The sequence below is a fragment of the Dorea sp. 210702-DFI.3.17 genome, from assembly GCF_020560825.1.
Taxonomy (GTDB): Bacteria; Bacillota; Clostridia; order Lachnospirales; family Lachnospiraceae; genus Dorea; species Dorea formicigenerans.
In genome coordinates this window covers 73,362-90,883 of the sequence record NZ_JAJCNB010000001.1, presented here as the reverse complement: position 1 = coordinate 90,883, position 17,522 = coordinate 73,362, and the positions used below count along the sequence as shown (strand labels likewise).

At 40.6% G+C, this 17,522-nt stretch carries 12 protein-coding genes and 1 tRNA gene; 1 reads left to right on the top strand and 12 read right to left on the bottom strand.

Annotation, left to right across the window (positions count from 1 at the left end; all coding sequences use genetic code 11):
* Nucleotides 1-224: 224 nt before the first annotated feature.
* The 10 genes from LI149_RS00425 to LI149_RS00380 all read right to left on the bottom strand — a co-directional run bounded on the left by LI149_RS00425 (nt 225) and on the right by LI149_RS00380 (nt 11,118).
* The gene (locus LI149_RS00425; protein WP_227142862.1) at nt 225-1,208 is read right to left on the bottom strand and encodes an electron transfer flavoprotein subunit alpha/FixB family protein; all 984 of its coding nucleotides are present in this window, start codon (nt 1,206-1,208) and stop codon (nt 225-227) included.
* Nucleotides 1,209-1,212: 4 nt separating this feature from the next.
* On the bottom strand, nt 1,213-2,004 hold the full coding sequence (locus LI149_RS00420; protein ID WP_117494245.1) for an electron transfer flavoprotein subunit beta/FixA family protein: 792 nt from the start codon (nt 2,002-2,004) through the stop codon (nt 1,213-1,215).
* 61 nt (nt 2,005-2,065) lie between these two features.
* Nucleotides 2,066-3,232, bottom strand: a complete 1,167-nt coding sequence (locus LI149_RS00415; RefSeq protein ID WP_005332569.1) for an FAD-binding oxidoreductase — start codon at nt 3,230-3,232, stop codon at nt 2,066-2,068.
* Nucleotides 3,233-3,292: 60 nt separating this feature from the next.
* A complete protein-coding gene (locus LI149_RS00410; protein WP_040015436.1) occupies nt 3,293-4,528 on the bottom strand; it encodes a Zn-dependent hydrolase in 1,236 nt (411 codons plus the stop codon).
* Nucleotides 4,529-4,676: 148 nt separating this feature from the next.
* Complete coding sequence (locus tag LI149_RS00405; protein WP_227142861.1) at nt 4,677-6,359, bottom strand: PucR family transcriptional regulator; 1,683 nt, start codon at nt 6,357-6,359, stop codon at nt 4,677-4,679.
* 143 nt (nt 6,360-6,502) lie between these two features.
* Nucleotides 6,503-6,585, bottom strand: a tRNA-Leu gene (locus LI149_RS00400).
* A 60-nt stretch (nt 6,586-6,645) separates the two neighbouring features.
* Nucleotides 6,646-7,917: a diaminopimelate decarboxylase gene (locus tag LI149_RS00395; protein WP_173785738.1), complete on the bottom strand. Its 1,272-nt coding sequence runs from the start codon at nt 7,915-7,917 to the stop codon at nt 6,646-6,648.
* Nucleotides 7,914-8,645: a TrmB family transcriptional regulator gene (locus tag LI149_RS00390; protein ID WP_005332555.1), complete on the bottom strand. Its 732-nt coding sequence runs from the start codon at nt 8,643-8,645 to the stop codon at nt 7,914-7,916. The genes LI149_RS00395 and LI149_RS00390 overlap by 4 nt, the downstream gene beginning before the upstream one ends.
* 142 nt (nt 8,646-8,787) lie before the next feature.
* On the bottom strand, nt 8,788-10,224 hold the full coding sequence (pyk, locus tag LI149_RS00385) for a pyruvate kinase (protein WP_173785737.1): 1,437 nt from the start codon (nt 10,222-10,224) through the stop codon (nt 8,788-8,790).
* A 27-nt stretch (nt 10,225-10,251) separates the two neighbouring features.
* Nucleotides 10,252-11,118 carry a rhomboid family intramembrane serine protease gene (locus tag LI149_RS00380; RefSeq protein ID WP_005336558.1) on the bottom strand — a complete coding sequence of 289 codons (867 nt, stop codon included), beginning with the start codon at nt 11,116-11,118 and terminating at the stop codon, nt 10,252-10,254.
* A gap of 311 nt (nt 11,119-11,429) precedes the next feature.
* On the opposite strand from LI149_RS00380, the gene LI149_RS00375 reads away from it, so the two are divergent.
* The gene (locus tag LI149_RS00375) at nt 11,430-15,674 is read left to right on the top strand and encodes a 2-hydroxyacyl-CoA dehydratase (RefSeq protein WP_227142860.1); all 4,245 of its coding nucleotides are present in this window, start codon (nt 11,430-11,432) and stop codon (nt 15,672-15,674) included.
* 445 nt (nt 15,675-16,119) lie between these two features.
* Here the strand turns inward: LI149_RS00375 and LI149_RS00370 are convergent, their stop codons facing one another.
* Together LI149_RS00370 and LI149_RS00365 are read right to left on the bottom strand one after the other, a co-directional pair.
* Nucleotides 16,120-16,770: an HAD family hydrolase gene (locus tag LI149_RS00370; protein WP_168933063.1), complete on the bottom strand. Its 651-nt coding sequence runs from the start codon at nt 16,768-16,770 to the stop codon at nt 16,120-16,122.
* 29 nt (nt 16,771-16,799) lie between these two features.
* Complete coding sequence (locus LI149_RS00365; RefSeq protein WP_227142859.1) at nt 16,800-17,504, bottom strand: TraX family protein; 705 nt, start codon at nt 17,502-17,504, stop codon at nt 16,800-16,802.
* Nucleotides 17,505-17,522 lie beyond the last annotated feature (18 nt).

Sequence of the window (17,522 nt, the reverse complement as noted above, 5' to 3'; positions counted from 1 at the left end):
TAAACAAACTACCTTATTACTATACACCAAATCTGTTTTTTTTAAAAGCTATATATTATCAAAACAAATAAAATAACGCTAAATTTGATACATTTCTATCAAATTGTTCCATTCAAGACTCTGATGGCAAAAAAAGAAAGCCCGGCGATGAGCTTTCCTTTTTGTCATGCCTTTTAAAGCATGCATATATTCTAAAATTGAGGTAAGTAATTTCTGTCTTTATATTACAGTGTCAGGTAGTTCTCCAGAATTTCTTTTAAATCTGCCTGGATTCCGTAATCTGCAACTCCAAAAATCGCAGCATTTTCGTCTGTATTGACTGCAACATATAAATTTGTATCCTTGATTCCTTCTGTATGCTGAATTGCTCCGGACACACCAAAGGAGATACAGATCTTCGGACGGATTGTAAGTCCTGTCTGTCCAATCTGGTGATTGAACGGAATCATCTCTGAATCAACCATTGGTCTTGTTCCTCCGATTGCTCCTCCGACTTTCTCAGCAAATTTCTCAAGAAGTTCAAAGTTATCATCTTCCAGAACTCCACGTCCTCCGACAACAACAACTTCTGCTCCGAGAATACTGTCTGTTGTATTTTCTGCCGGAAGTTCTTCCAGAATCTCAACTCCAGATTTTTCAATTTTGATATCATCCAAAAATGTTACATTTGCATTTCCGCTTTCTTTTGCCTCACAGGCTGCATAGACACCAGGTCTTACTGTCATCATCTGCGGATAAATACCTTCTTTTGTAAGAATTGTAACAAATACATTTTCTCCGTAGGACGGTTTGTTCTGTTTAATATAGAAAGAACCGTCTTCTCTCTGAGCAGCCAGAACCTCTGTACAGTCCGCAGTCATACCACAACCAAGACGCATCGCTACTCTTGAGAAAATAGAACGTCCCTGTGGTGTTGCCGGAACAAGCACTGCGGATGGCTCGATTTTCTTTAACATTTCAGCAATTGCAGCACTGACTGCATCATCCTGAAGTGTGATATCATGATCTGCTTTTACTGCATAGATTTCATCTACACCAAGCTTATCTAATTCTTTTACAAGTTCTTCTGCATGGTCGGAAAGAACGATTGCCTGAACTTTTTCTTTTGTTGTCTCAGCCAGACCTTTTGCCGCTGAAACCAGTTCTGCAGCTACCGTCTCTAATTCACCATTATAACTTTCTGCATAAACACAAATTCCATTAGCCATAGGTCTACTTTCCTTTCTCCTCTTCAATCAGGTCATAAAGCTGTTTTGCAAGTTCTGCCGGTGTACCTGTAAGCATCTTAGCACTTCTCTTTGTCTCCGGCTGGAAGGAATCAACAGTAACTGTCGGTGATCCCTTGATTCCAATTTCCTCTGCTGCAAATCCAAGTTCAGCATTTGTATAGGTAACAAGTGGTTTTGATTTTGCCGCACGTTTACTTCTAAGTGTTGCAAGTCTTGGCTCATTGCAGCCAAAGTTTACAGATAATACTGCCGGTGTAGCGCAGGCAATCCTGAAACTTGTATCGTGCATTTTCTTTACAACTTCAACTTTTCCTGCCTGATCTTCCTTATATTTTACAGACTGGATTTCTACAACATGTGGAAGATTTAATTCTTCTGCAACCATTGCTGCCACCTGTCCGGTTGCCCCGTCTGCTGACAGGGCACCTCCTAAGATCAGGTCAAATTCGCCATATAACTGAATTGCTTTTGCTAATACTTTTGCTGTTGCTACGGTATCTCCTCCTGCAACTGCTCTATCTGTGATCAGGCAGCTTTCGTCACATCCGAGTGCCATCGCATCACGCAATGCTTTTTCTGCATCCGGTGGTCCCATCGTAAATACTACAACTTTTCCGTCTGTCTGCTCTTTTAACTGCATTGCTTCTTCAATGGCATTCAGATCTGCCGGATTAATCATTCCTTCAGAGCTTGCACGTACAAGTGCATGTGTTTCCGGGTCTACAGATACATCGTTGGATACCGGAACCTGCTTAATAAGAACTGCTATATTCATAGTTTCCTCCTATTATTTTTACTTTCATCTGTTACTTTCAATGGTAACTTTCGTTTGCTTATTAGTCTTCAAGAAGTCTCTCGAATGCCCAGTTCTCAAGAAGTGGTGTGCTCTCGTCACGCATGATCAGTTTTGCAAGATCACGTGTTGCTGCCGGAACCTCGATGACTCCATTTCCACCAAATCCTGTTGAAAGCATGTATCCTTCTACTGGTGTCTTACCAAGTACCGGCCAGAAATCCTTTGGCTCTGCACGGTAGGATAACCAGGAAGATACAAGTCCGCTGTCTACAATTCCCGGAACCTTAGCATCCAACTGATCCAGAAGGAAGTCGATGAAGTAATCGTCTGTTCCACCTGTTGCAGGTAATTTGTCTGGATCCCACTGTCCTGCATGCATCGGATTGTTCAGATCCATAGATAAGTGAGATTTGCAGATAAAAATGTTGTCTCCTGCTCTCAGTGCATAGAACTCTGGGTATTTCAGTACTGGGAATGTGTAGTCTAATTTCTTTCCTGGAGGGCATAAGAAGAATGCTTCCGCTTTTGTATGCCAGATTGGTACGTTCAGTCCAACCATTTCTCCTGTAATTTTGCTCCATGGACCTGTACAGTCAACAACTACATCAAACTCATACTCTGCTCCATCGTCAGTTGTAAGACCTTTTACTTTGTTATCTACGATCTTAACATCTGTAACTTTCACGCCTGTCTTTACAGTTACGCCATTTTTCTGAGCTTTTTTCATATATGTATTGGAAATCATTGTTCCATCAAAATATCCGTCATCCTCTGTATATCCTGCTCCAAGAATATTTTCTGTAGAAATGTCTGGAAGGATTTCTTTGATACGGTCTTTATCTGTAATATACTCTCCTGTATATCCTGCTGCTTTTGCAAGAGCGATTCCTGTCTTAATAACCTTCTCTACTTCTTCATTTGTTGCTACTACAAGAGTTCCTGTCTTATCAAATCCTGCTGAACCTTTCTCTTCCTCTTCCATTTTCAGGTAGGACTCGAAACCATAAAGTCTAACGTCCCAGTATCTGTTCTTGAGGGAATCATCAAAAAGACATACAGTTCCGGCTGATTTTGCTGTAGAAGCTCCACCGATTGTGTCCTTTTCAAATACTGTCACATCAGCTTCTCCTTCGTAGAGGCTTAAGTGATAAGCAAGTCCTGCTCCTGAGATTCCGCCACCGATAATACCAATTTTTTTCTTTGCCATAGTTTTTTACCTGCCTTTCTTTTTTTAGGTTTCCTTAAAATGCATCATGTCTTTCGACTTTTATTTTTCATCCAGTTTTAAAACTGTATTTAGCAAAACATTGCAGCCGTTCTCAATGTCTTCTGGTGCTGTGTATTCATATCTGGAATGACTGATTCCGTCTTTGCTAGGCACGAAAATCATTCCTGTCGGGAATACGCTTGTCATGATCAGGGAGTCATGAAATGCACCGCTTGGGATGACTGTATAATCAATTCCAAGCTCTTTTACCGCTTCCTCTATCGTTCCTCTTACCAATTCCGACATTGGTGCCGGATCATGATAAGATGTCGGAACAAATGTAGACGTAACTCCATATTTTTTGCAGATATCCTCAAGAAGCTGTCTGAGATGATTTTCGATCAGTTTCATAACTTCTGCGCTCTGGTCACGAATCTCCAGGCTGAAAGTGCAAGTTCCTGGAATTACATTAACGGAATGTGGTGTAACTTTAATGGTTCCGACTGTTGCAACAGTAAATTCATTTCCATACTCTTTTACAATTTCCGGAACCTTGTTGATGAATCCAGCCGCAGCAACGAGTGCATCTTTTCTGTCAGCCATCGCAGTACTTCCTGCATGATTTGCCTCACCTGCTACAGTCACATCATATCGGTTCACACCTGCAATCGATGATACAACGCCGACCGGTGTATGTGCTTTATAAAGTCTGGATCCCTGTTCTACATGAAGTTCGATAAAACTGTGTACCGTCTTTGGATCTCTTTTGGCTTTCATCACATTTGCACTTGTGATTCCATATGATTTCATCACTTCGCCTCGTGGCTCACCGTAAATATCCAGCTCATCATCACTTACATCCGGGTCCTGTCCACAAAGTGAACTACTTCCCAGAAGTCCTTTTCCAAAACGGAATCCTTCTTCATCGGTAAACACAATCACCTCGATCGGGTGTTTCGGAACTTTTCCATGTTCCTTTAACACTTCACATACTTCCAATCCTCCAACGCAGCCAGTCACTCCATCATATCGGCCTCCGTCCGGAACTGTGTCAAGATGTGAACCCATCATGATTGCCGGAAGATCATTATCCTGCCCATCCATATGAGCAATCAGGTTACCAGCTTCGTCCACATGGCATGTCATGCCAAGGCGCTTTGCCCAAGATGCAAAAAGTTCTCTTCCTTTTACATCTTCTTCGGAGAATGCCATTCTCGTGTACGTTCCATCTTCTTTTTTACCACACTGATAAATGTCTTCTAATCTGGAAACCACACGATTTATATTTGCTTTCATCCGAATTCCTCCTCCCTTGTGAATCTTTGTTTTTCTATGTCTCATATTATAGATATTTTTTTAACAATACGCATCTGCATAATTGGACAAAAAAATAACAGAGATTTATCAACAACTGATAAATCTCTGTTACTTTCTCAAAAAACTGCTATTTTTTTAAATTTTCCATCATTTTACATGCAACTAAGCCAATTCGGACAGATAGTACTTCATTAGGGTTATCAAAATCTATGCCTGTGATCTGCGAAATCCTCTCAATACGATAGGCCGCCGTCTTATAATGTATATACAAGTCCTGAGCTGTCTTTGTCAGATTCTGGTTGTGTTCCAGATAAGTCTTAAGTGTCAGGATCAGATCCTGACGCTGCTGTTTTTTGTAATGATATAATTTTTGAAGAGATTCTGGTACATATTCCATCATTTCTTTCTCATCACTGAGCTGACAAAGCAGTTTGAAAATTCCCATGTCGGAGAAAATCATAATTTTGGACTGACTGTCTTCATTTTCATCTCCAAGAATATCAATAAACATCAGTGAATCAGTTGCCTCTTTAAAACTGCTCGGAATATGTTCAATCCCCTCTATCATTCGTCCGACTCCGGCACAGACTTTCAAATCTTTTTTCGTACTTGCCACACGCTTCTGGATCTTCATGACTATTTCTTTCAATTCGTGACGATATTCTTCCTGTTTTCTCGCCGGATCTACTTCCTGGATCACAATGACTCTGTCCATATCATTCTGAATCTTCACATTCGGAAATTCAATAGCGATCGCATTGTTCAATATATTCGTGTATTTCACCGTGTCATTCAGATCGACCCGATTTGAGCTATATCCGAGATTGAACGCAATAATACGGTAGGACGCATCCATAGAAATCCCAAGCAGGAAACTATCCCTTCGAAGTTCCTGAATTGAGTGAACCTTTCCATTCAAAATATTGTTCATAATATCACTCTGGAACTTTTTCTCAAGATCTGCCAGTGAACTTTGACGGAACAATTCCTGCTTCAACGCTGTTACTGCATTCTCAACTGCAATAAAATCCATACCGTTGACCGGATGTTCTGTTTCAGTAACAACCAGATACATTCTCGCATTATACATAACATTCAATCGCACAAGATACTGCCCGATCTTTTCTTCCGGTTTTTCCTCCAATGTAATTTCCTGTTTCCGGTATTTATAATTTGAATAGAAGTCTAAAGAATATTCTTTTGCGTCCGGCTGAATTTCAAATTCACGGATTCTCGTATCTGTTGTCGCCTGGCATTCCAGATTCTGATCAAACAATGCCACCGGGTTTCCAATCAGTTTTGACAAAATGTCTACAATACGCTGCACTCCATTTTCCATGGAATGAAAGGAAAGTGACAGTGCCGTGAAATTATCATGAGTTGTCTTAAAATACTTAAGTCTGATAACTTCCTCACTAAAAACATGCTCCATGATCGTATTAAGAATTTCTCGAAATGGCATTTCAAACGGAATCTCAATGACAGGAATTTCTGTCTTTTGAGCATACTCCTGTATGACCGCCATCTTTTCCTCCATGAAGTCTACGGTTCTTCCTTGCTTAATCACAAGTGCACTTACTTTTTTCTTTGCAAGCTCCGCGATATAACTGCGGAACTCTTCCGGGGAACAATTCTGAAATGCATTCAATCCTGTCAGAAGGACCTCTCCACCACTGATAAAACGAACAATATCTGGAGATTCAATAATCGTAACACCACGGATTTCCTGGCCAATACCACCTTTGCCCCAGAGCAGATTCGCTTTCTGAAATAATTTCATATCAAGCATATCCTGTACTGTAAATCCCATAATCTTATTCCTTTCGTCATTTCATTCTTTCTTCTTTTGTTCCTCTAAAAACATCGATTTTATTATAATGAATATCTAATAAATGTGCAAGAGCAGAAAAGCACCGAAAACTTTAAGTCTTCGATGCCCTTTCATAAATCAACTGCGGATGACGGGACTTGAACCCGTACATAGTCACCTACGTCAGATTTTGAGTCTGATGCGTCTGCCATTCCGCCACATCCGCATATCCCAGCTTTTTCAAGCTGAGATTAATTGTAACACACAACTGCGTGAAATACAACATTTATTTTATTAATTTTTTTCCAATATCAAAACAATCAAAGGTTGCGAAATAATCTGCTGGTGTTTCAGCTCTTCGGATAAGCTGTGTGCTTCCATCTTCTTTTAAGAGCACCTCTGCGGATTTTAATTTTCCATTATAATTGTATCCCATAGAAAATCCATGTGCCCCTGTATCATGAATCACAAGAACATCTCCCATATCAATCTTCGGAAGCATACGGTCAATTGCAAATTTATCATTATTCTCACAAAGAGAACCTGTTACATCATATTTGTGATCACACGGCACATCTTCTTTTCCCATGACTGTAATATGGTGATATGCACCATACATAGCCGGACGCATCAAATTTACTGCGCATGCATCTACCCCAATATATTCCTTATGGGTGTGTTTCTCATGAATTGCTTTTGTTACAAGGCAGCCATAAGGTCCCAACATAAATCTTCCAAGTTCTGTATAAAGAGCTACATCTCCCATGCCTTCAGGCACAAGAACCTCATTATAAACTTCCCGCACACCGTCTCCAATCGCACGGATATCATTTGGCTCCTGATCTGGTGTATACGGAATTCCGATACCGCCTGACAAATTAATAAATTTGATATGAATGCCTACCTCTTTCTGAAGCTTTACAGCCACTTCAAATAATACTTTTGCAAGCATCGGATAATATTCATTTGTTACAGTATTACTTGCAAGGAAGGCATGAATTCCAAATTCCTTCGCACCTTTGCTTTTTAAAATCTTAAATGCTTCAAAAAGCTGCTCCGTTGTCATACCAAACTTGGCATCTCCCGGGTTATCCATAATATCATTACTAATCTTAAACAGTCCGCCCGGATTATACCGGCAACTGATCGTTTCTGGAATCTCGCCAATTGTCTCTTCAAGGAAATCAATATGCGTAATATCATCCAGATTAATAATTGCTCCTAACTTGTGTGCAAGTTCATATTCTTCTCTCGGTGTGTCATTGGAAGAAAACATAATGTCCTCTCCCTTTACTCCCATTGCATCTGAAAGGAGAAGTTCTGTATAAGAAGAACAGTCACATCCGCATCCATACTCTCTCAAAATATCAATCAGAAACGGATTCGGCGTTGCTTTAACTGCAAAATACTCTTTATACCCCGGATTCCATGCAAATGCTTCTTTTAGTGCCTGCATATTCTTGCGAATTCCCTTCTCATCATAAAGATGAAATGGAGTTGGATATTTTTTAATAATTTCATCCAGTTGTTCTTTTGTTACAAATGGTTTTTTCTTCATTGCATGTTCTCCTCTCGTATTGCCAGAAGTTTTATTTCATTACTAAGAGCACTTTTATATAACTCTACAAAATTTTTCTGTCCGGAATAAAGGCATGTATTAATACTTCCTTCTCCATACTCTCCGGTCAGCACATATCTAGAATCTGTAATCACACCAATCTGCATTCCACGATTGTTTCCCATATAGACTCTGGCATTTCTGAAATTCACAGGTTGATCTGTCACAATTACGACTTTCTTTTTAGCCCGGATCAGACTTTCCAGCTCATCCACGAACAATAACAGGTAATTTCTTGTACAGGAAATGTATACTCTCTCTTCGGCTTTTGCCAGAAGATTACGAATCTTATCCAAAATATTAGAAGAACCTTCTATTGTAATGTACCCTTCTACATGATCTTTTTCAGATGGCATATGCTTCTTTAGCCATCTTTGGGACTCTTCCAGCCTCCGGATTCTATTCCGGCAAAATTCGTCCAATGGCACAGATACATATTTTTTTGTTGTTCCTTCTTCCACCAGATAAGCCGCGCCTTTTTCAGTCATACTTGCAAGCGAATTATACGCATTGGATCTGGATATTCCAAGCTGCTTTGCGACTTCATAGCCTGTCGTCTTTCCTTCACTGATCAGGCAGCCGTAAATTCCTGCTTCCTGCCTTGTAAGCCCAAATTCCATCAGGCGTTCAATATATGATTTATCTTCCATTTTTTCACCTGTTCTCATTTTCATCTTTTTGTAGTAGTTCTCTCACGGAACACTATAGTATATTTCTCGCCATCAGTCAAGTACTTAAATGAGAAATATGTTCAAAAAGCGAACAACAGATGAAAGAAATCTCTCATCTGTTGTTCGTTTTCAATAATTCTTAATCTATCACTGCTATTTTCATAATATTGCTGACTCCGGCAACATTTCCGGAAATATTCGGGGAAGGGATTCCTGCTGTCAAGACTACCGTGTCTCCAGTCTCTGCAATCTGTTTTGCTCTTACAAGATCTAATGCGCTGCTGCAGATTTCATCTGTAGAATTTGCATTAATAGAGCAATACGGACGTACTCCCCAGTAAATCTGCATTCTGCGAAGTGTATCTTCGTTTGGTGATATACCGATAATCTCTGTCTTCGGTTTAAATTTGGATACAACTCTTGCAGTTGCACCTGATACAGTCGGTGTAATAATACACGCTGCTTTCAGATTTTTTGCAGTTGTTACAGTTGCATATGCCAGAGCACTGGAAGCATTTCTCATTCTATGTGCACCTGCTTTTTCCAGCATCTCCTTATAATCCAGATGCTGCTCCGTACTTTCTACAATGTGCACCATCATCTTCAGTGCTTCAACCGGATATTTTCCCTGTGCAGTCTCACCTGAAAGCATGACAGCGTCTGTTCCGTCGTAAACTGCATTTGCCACATCTCCAACCTCTGCTCTTGTCGGACGTGGATTACGGATCATAGAATCCAGCATCTGAGTTGCTGTAATGACCGGTTTGTAATTATCATTGCATTTCTGAATGATCAATTTCTGAAGATATGGAACTTCTTCTGCCGGGATTTCTACACCGAGATCTCCTCTGGCAACCATGATACCGTCTGCACAGCGGATAATCTCATCAATATTATCAATTCCCTCCGAGTTCTCAATCTTTGCAATGATCGGAATATATGGTGCTCCACATTTATTTAAGTAAGAACGGATTTCCAATATACACTCAGCATTTCTTACAAATGATGCTGCAATAAAGTCGATTTTCTGCTCAACACCGAATTTCAGGTCTTCTTTATCTTTTTCTGTAATTGCCGGAAGTCTGACTGGAACATTCGGGACATTGACTCCCTTTCTCTCACCAAGTTCACCGCCATTAACGATTGTACAGACAATATCTGTCTCCGTCTTTTCTTTTACTTTAAGTCCGATCAGACCATCATCGATCAGAATCATGTTCCCGATCTGCACATCATTGACCAGACCTTTGTATGTCAGAGAAACTTTTGTTTCATCTCCTTCGATTTCTTCATTCGTCAGAGTGATTGTCTCGCCTTCTTTTAACAATACCTTTTTTCCGTCTTTCAAAACACCTGTACGGATTTCCGGTCCCTTTGTATCCAGAAGGATTGCCACTGGTTTCTTCTCTTCTTCGCGAATCTTCTTCAACATGTCCATACGGCCTTTTTGTTCTTCATGTGAGCCATGTGAAAAGTTAAATCTTGCAATATCCATGCCTTCTTTTACAAGCTGTCTCATGATATTCTCATCGTTTGAATTCGGTCCCATTGTGCAGACAATCTTTGTTTTCTTCATTCCTGTTCTCCTTTTGTTGTTCAATTTCTAAATTACATGTTTATGAGTGAATAAATGCTCCTGGCAATATTCATAATTTCCATTGCACTTGGAACAATATCTAAACTCCAGTTTTGGGTCATCCAGTTCGGTTCTTCCGCAGACTGCGCATCTATGTCTTGCACCGTCCTTATAGTAATTGACCGGGCGTGCCTTATGAACCTGTCTGTGAAAATCATTTTTGCGCTTCACCTGTGAAGGACGGTATGGTCTTACATTTCTTGAATTCAGGAAAAATATCAGGAAATTCAAGATTGAGACAACTGCCGCCAGTGCATTTGCTTTATAGTATATTCCATAGGCACTTCCTCCATACGCCGGGAGAAATGCCTGGATAACTGCCCAGATAAAATATGCTCCGTCCAGCCACGCCAGCCATTTGGCTTTCACCGGAATGATGAAATATAGCATGAACTGTGCATTCGGATTCATAGCTGCATATACAAGGAATAACGACATGTTCAGATATCCTGTTCCAAGCGGCAATACAAGCCCTGTCAGTACATAGACCAAAATGGCAGCGATCACATGAAACAGAACTCCGGCAAAGAAGTAGAGGTTAAAACGGAAAGTCCCCCATGCCCGTTCCAGTTCTTTTCCGATAAAATAATAAAGAGATAATGCCACCAGCATCCAGATCAGACTGTATGACGGAGGCTGAATGATAAATGTAATGATCCTCCAGACCTGTCCGTGCAGAATTGCCTGTGCATTCAGGCAGAGATACTGTGCATAAAATGCCGGATTTATCAAGTAGAGCACATATCCGGCTCCATACATGATGATAATGTACAACATCAGATTCGGAACTGCATATCTTCCGATCTTTCGTTCCAGTTTGTCCATCCAATTCATATTATCCTAACTCCTGTTAAAATTATTTTCACACATAGCCATTCTATCGTCTTGCTATTATTTTGTCAATCATACGCTCCCCAGCTTTCGGTAATTTTACATTTTTTACAATTTTTTAATTCGCATTTCATATTTCTTTTATGTTTCTTTTATGTTAAGAACACGATTTCTTAATTGTAATTTGGCGCAAACTGTCGTATAATATTTTAGTTATATTGGCAGATTACATTATAATAGGAAGAGATATCTGCCAAATGAATTTTAATCATATCTTTTTTAATAATAAACATTGAATAAGGAGTACATAAATTATGGTTCAAAACGACATTTACACTCTCGGTATTGACATCGGTTCTACTACAGTTAAGATTGCTGTATTAGATCAGGATAATGAAGTACTGTTCTCCGATTATGAAAGACATTTTGCCAATATCCAGGAGACTTTATCTGATCTTCTTGGTCGTGCCATTCATAAACTTGGTGCCATCCACGTCTCTCCGGTCATCACCGGATCTGGCGGACTGACACTTGCCAAACATCTGGGGGTACCTTTCGTTCAGGAAGTCATAGCCGTATCCACGGCTCTTCAGGACTACGCTCCTCAGACCGATGTAGCTATTGAGCTCGGCGGTGAAGATGCTAAAATCATTTATTTTGAAGGCGGGAATATTGAACAACGTATGAATGGTGTCTGTGCCGGTGGTACAGGTTCTTTTATTGACCAGATGGCATCTCTTCTTCAGACAGACGCTTCCGGTCTTAACGAATACGCAAAGAATTACAAAGCACTTTACACTATTGCTGCAAGATGTGGTGTATTTGCAAAGACGGATATCCAGCCACTCATCAATGACGGTGCTGCAAGAGAAGATCTGGCTGCCTCCATTTTCCAGGCAGTTGTCAACCAGACTATCAGTGGTCTTGCATGCGGTAAACCTATTCGCGGACACGTTGCATTCCTTGGCGGACCTCTGCATTTTCTCTCCGAACTGCGCAAGGCATTTATCCGTACATTGAATCTGGATGATGAGCACATCATTGCCCCGAATCATTCCCATCTGTTTGCAGCCATTGGTTCTGCCCTGAACTCAAAAAAGGATCTGGACGTACCAATCCAGGAGATGCAAAAGCGCCTGGAAGGCAAGATTAAGATGGAATTTGAAGTTGACCGTATGGAACCTTTGTTTGCAAGTGAAGCTGACTTTCAAGAGTTTAAAAAGCGGCACGACAAGGATCAGGTTCCCATCAGAGATCTGGCTACCTATAAAGGAAAAGCTTTCCTTGGTATTGATGCCGGATCTACCACTACAAAGGCAGCTCTTGTCGGCGAAGACGGAACACTTTTATATTCCTTCTATCACAACAATGACGGAGATCCGCTTGGTACAACAATTACTGCGATCAAAGATATTTACAGCAAATTACCAGAGGATGTACAGATTGTACACTCCTGCTCTACCGGATATGGAGAAGCTCTGATCAAAGCAGCCCTTCTCCTTGACGAAGGTGAAGTAGAAACTGTCTCTCATTACTATGCTGCTTCTTTCTTTGAGCCGGATGTTGACTGTATTCTGGACATCGGCGGTCAAGATATGAAGTGTATCAAGATCAAGAATCAGACCGTTGACAGTGTACAGCTCAATGAGGCCTGCTCCTCCGGCTGTGGTTCATTTATTGAGACATTTGCAAAATCACTGAATTATTCTGTTGAAGATTTTGCCCACGAAGCTTTATTTGCAAGAAATCCAATCGACCTTGGAACACGTTGTACTGTATTTATGAACTCCAAGGTTAAACAGGCACAAAAAGAAGGTGCTGAGGTTGCTGATATCTCCGCAGGACTTGCATATTCTGTTATTAAGAATGCGTTATTCAAGGTCATCAAAGTTTCTGACGCATCGGAACTTGGAAAACATATCGTAGTTCAAGGTGGAACATTCTACAACAATGCTGTCCTTCGAAGTTTTGAGAAAATCGCAGGATGTGAGGCTATCCGTCCGGATATTGCCGGAATTATGGGCGCATTTGGTGCAGCTCTCATTGCACGTGAACGTTATGTAGAATGCGAAGGCACGACTATGCTCTCTATTGAGGACATTGAGGCCATGGAATATTCTACAACTATGACAAAATGTAAAGGCTGTACAAATAACTGTCGTCTGACGATTAATCATTTCAGCGGCGGACGTAAGTTCATTACCGGAAATCGATGCGAACGCGGACTCGGAAAAACAAAATCCGAGAATAAGCTGCCAAATTTATTTGAATACAAATTAAAACGTTATTTTGATTATGAACCATTGCCGGAAGGATCTGCAAAACGCGGTGTAATCGGAATCCCCCGTGTATTAAATATATACGAAAACTATCCGTTCTGGTTCACATTTTTCAATCAGCTTGGATTCTCTGTCAAACTCTCTCCTGCTTCTACAAGAAGCATTTATGAACTCGGTATTGAGTCCATTCCAAGTGAGTCTGAATGCTACCCGGCAAAACTGGCTCACGGACATGTACAATGGCTGATCAACGAAGGTGTGAAACACATTTTCTACCCAAGCATTCCTTACGAGCGCAATGAATTTGCAGACTCTGACAACCATTACAACTGCCCGATTGTTACTTCTTATCCGGAAAATATCAAGAATAACATTGATGCCATTGTAAATGGAGAAGTTGATTTTATGCACCCATTCCTCTCTTTTGCCAGCGAGGATACGATCTCCTATCGCCTGGTGGAAGAACTTGGAAAGAAATTTGATATTTCCGATCAGGAGATTCACTCTGCCGTCCATGCAGCATGGGAAGAACTTGCAGCATGCCGTGAAGATATGCGTCGAAAAGGGGAGGAAGTTATCAAATTCCTGGATGAGACCGGAAACAGAGGTATTGTACTGGCAGGACGTCCATATCACATTGACCCGGAGGTTAACCATGGCATTCCAGAACTGATCAATTCTTATAATATTGCTGTGCTGACTGAGGATTCCATCTCCCACTTAAATCCAGCTGAGCACCCACTCAACGTGATGGATCAGTGGATGTACCATTCCCGTCTGTATGCAGCGGCAAACTATGTAAAAACAAAAGACAATCTGGATCTGATCCAGCTCAACTCTTTCGGTTGCGGACTGGATGCGGTCACAACCGATCAGGTTGCGGATATTTTAAATAATTCAGATAAGATCTATACATCTCTGAAGATTGATGAAGTCAACAACTTAGGTGCTGCAAGGATCCGTGTCCGCTCTCTTCTGGCTGCTATCCGCGTCAGAGAACAGCGAAATGACAAACGTACGATTCATTCCGCAGCTATTAAAAAAGTATCTTTCACAAAGGAAATGCGCGAGAATTACACGATTCTCTGCCCACAGATGTCACCGATCCACTTCGAACTGATGGAGTCTGCATTTAAAGCTTCCGGATACAACATCGAAGTCCTTCCAAATGACAACAAACAGGCAGTAGATGTGGGGCTTAAATACGTTAACAATGACGCATGTTACCCGTCCCTTATGGTTGTCGGACAGATCATGGAGGCCATCCTTTCCGGCAAATATGATACACACAAGATTGCTGTCATCATCAGCCAGACCGGTGGTGGCTGCCGTGCTTCCAATTATATCGGATTTATCCGCCGTGCCCTAAAAAAAGCCGGTTACGAATATATTCCGGTTATTTCCATTAACTTAAGCGGACTGGAAGAAAATCCTGGATTTAAGATCACACCCGCTCTCGTACTTCGTGGTATTTACAGTGTAGTATTTGGTGATATCTTTATGAAATGTGTGTATCGTTTAAGACCATACGAAGCTGTTGCGGGATCTGTGAATGCAATGCATAGAAAATGGGTGGAAGTATGTAAAGAATTTGTCTCTTCCGGCTATCCTTCCAGACGAAAATTCAAGAAGTTATGCCGGCAGATCATCGAAGACTTTGACAATAATATCGAACTTTTAGATGTTAAAAAACCACGCGTCGGCGTTGTCGGTGAGATTCTTGTCAAATTCCTTCCGGCAGCTAATAATCATCTGGTCGATCTGCTGGAAAGCGAAGGCGCCGAAGCTGTTGTTCCAGATCTTCTGGATTTCCTGCAGTACTGCTTCTACAATCAGAACTTTAAAGTAGAAAAGCTTGGATTTGCAAAATCAAAAGCAACTGCTGCAAACTGGGGCATCAAGGTCATAGACTGGTTCCGCGCTCCGGCTACCGAAGCATTTAAGAAGAGCAAACATTTTAACCCACCTGCAGATATCCGTGATCTCGGAAAGATGGCTTCTGACATCGTATCTCTTGGGAATCAGACTGGTGAAGGCTGGTTCCTGACCGGCGAAATGTTAGAGCTGATTCACAGCGGTGCACCAAATATCGTGTGTACACAGCCATTTGCCTGCCTGCCAAACCATGTAGTAGGCAAGGGTGTTATTAAAGAGTTACGAAGACGCTACCCACAGTCAAATATCGTAGCGATCGACTTTGATCCGGGCGCAAGTGAAGTAAATCAGTTGAATCGAATTAAACTGATGCTTTCCACAGCAAACAGGAATTTAGAGGCGTAATTTATAATTTGTAGTGATACATAAAAAAGAATCCAGCTAGATGTGTTTCTGACACGAATGATTTCTGACATCTGCTGCGTCGTTTATTTCTCATATATTTTACAAACTCGTCCGTATGGACTCAGACAATGTAAAATATATGAGACTATACTCGCAGATGTATCAGAAATCACTCTACCGTCAGATAACATCACCTTGCTGGATTCTTTTTATTCACTAATATCACTACACTTTATAATTCCTTCGAAAAGCGAAAATCACCTTATAATTTTGTTCAAAATATAGAAAATCCAGGAAAATTATTATTTGGAGAAAGGTACTCTGGAGCGGTCGGTACTTAGGCGGTGTTTTTTAGCGCCTTATGTACCGCTACCAGCGGAAGGTAGCGCGAGCGTGCCTTTGACAAATAATAATTTTCTCTGGATTAATATTGGCGAATAAATTTTTATACGAATTGTAAAATGTCTTCTACATTTTCACGAATGTAATCCGCTCCGGCTTCTTCAAATTCTTTGCGGCTTCCAAATCCGTAGAGAATGCCGAGACAGTCAAGTCCATTTTCATGGGCGCCGATGACATCGTGTTCGCGGTCACCGATCATAAGTACTTTAGACTTGTCTGTAATATCATTTTTCTCAAGAGCATAGGTAATGACCTGAGCTTTTGTTCCTCTTCCACCGTCCATCTCCATACCTGCAACGCATGCAAAGTATTTAGTCAGATGAAAATGATCAATAATAATCTTTGCATATTTCTCCGGTTTTGATGTTGCAACAATTGCCTGTTTTCCGGCTTCATTTATCTTCTTTAAAACTTCTTCTAATCCATCATAAACACGATTCTCATAGATGCCTTTATCATGATAATATTCCCGGTAATACTTTACTCCATCCAGACTCTGCTCTTTTGTAAAACCGTAAAATTTCTCAAAGGACTCTGTAAGCGGAGGACCGATAAATTTATATAATTTTGTCCGGTCTGTCTCTTCGATGCCGAACTTTTTCAATGCATACATGACTGAATTGGTGATTCCAAGAGCAGAATCTGTGATAGTTCCGTCCAGATCAAATAATAATATCTCATATTTTTTGCTCATATTCCTGTACTCCTGTTATTTATACTTCTCTACAACATGCAAAGCTGATGTACTGCCCACAAGAAAAGAAGATGCGTCGGATAGTATATGTAAAAGAACCATTTTGACGCTTTCCCTGCATGATTAGATTTCTTTCCATTGTAGCAGAATAAAATGATGATTCCTGCCACAACCGGTCCGATACCTGAACACAATGCATGAATCAGCGCACTGCCCGTACTCATACTCTCTAAATTTGACAAATAATTAAATCCTGCAAATAAACATGCTCCTATTCCAAATGATATTGCTGTTTTTATTCGATTTCCTTTACTTTTTGCAAATAAAATTGTAAAAACAGGAGCCAGTAATGCCCAGTCTGAATACAGGGATACAAAGATTAAAATTAATATTACAGTCCATTTTTCCCATTTTAAAGTGGACATTTCCATAACCTTAAGAATCAGGAAACACAAAAATAAGGTACACAGCATATTCATCTGGACCATGCCAAATGCCAGACAAAATGGTATGAATGATATCACACCGAACAGCAGCAGCCGCTCCCCATATTTTTTCTTATCATGGCTATAACCGTAACCTTCCACCAGAAAGTAGCACATCGTAATTGCAGTAAAATACCCAATGTCGATCATAACCTCAAATAGTAACGTTCCCGGTGTCAGAAATATATTTGCAATATGGTTGCATGTCATGGTAATGATTGCAAGAAATTTAATTTGATCTCGATTCATGTTCTGCCCCTTACAATT

Bases quoted from the DNA above. Each gene is read 5' to 3' on its own strand.
- LI149_RS00405 (WP_227142861.1), bottom strand. From the start codon at position 6,359: ATGGGATTTACAGTACAGGATATGCTTGATATGAAATTATTTCAGAAA.
- LI149_RS00410 (WP_040015436.1), bottom strand. From the start codon at position 4,528: ATGAAAGCAAATATAAATCGTGTGGTTTCCAGATTAGAAGACATTTAT.
- LI149_RS00390 (WP_005332555.1), bottom strand. From the start codon at position 8,645: ATGAGAACAGGTGAAAAAATGGAAGATAAATCATATATTGAACGCCTG.
- LI149_RS00380 (WP_005336558.1), bottom strand. From the start codon at position 11,118: ATGAATTGGATGGACAAACTGGAACGAAAGATCGGAAGATATGCAGTT.
- LI149_RS00370 (WP_168933063.1), bottom strand. From the start codon at position 16,770: ATGAGCAAAAAATATGAGATATTATTATTTGATCTGGACGGAACTATC.
- pyk (WP_173785737.1), bottom strand. From the start codon at position 10,224: ATGAAGAAAACAAAGATTGTCTGCACAATGGGACCGAATTCAAACGAT.
- LI149_RS00365 (WP_227142859.1), bottom strand. From the start codon at position 17,504: ATGAATCGAGATCAAATTAAATTTCTTGCAATCATTACCATGACATGC.
- LI149_RS00395 (WP_173785738.1), bottom strand. From the start codon at position 7,917: ATGAAGAAAAAACCATTTGTAACAAAAGAACAACTGGATGAAATTATT.
- LI149_RS00425 (WP_227142862.1), bottom strand. From the start codon at position 1,208: ATGGCTAATGGAATTTGTGTTTATGCAGAAAGTTATAATGGTGAATTA.
- LI149_RS00375 (WP_227142860.1), top strand. From the start codon at position 11,430: ATGGTTCAAAACGACATTTACACTCTCGGTATTGACATCGGTTCTACT.
- LI149_RS00415 (WP_005332569.1), bottom strand. From the start codon at position 3,232: ATGGCAAAGAAAAAAATTGGTATTATCGGTGGCGGAATCTCAGGAGCA.
- LI149_RS00420 (WP_117494245.1), bottom strand. From the start codon at position 2,004: ATGAATATAGCAGTTCTTATTAAGCAGGTTCCGGTATCCAACGATGTA.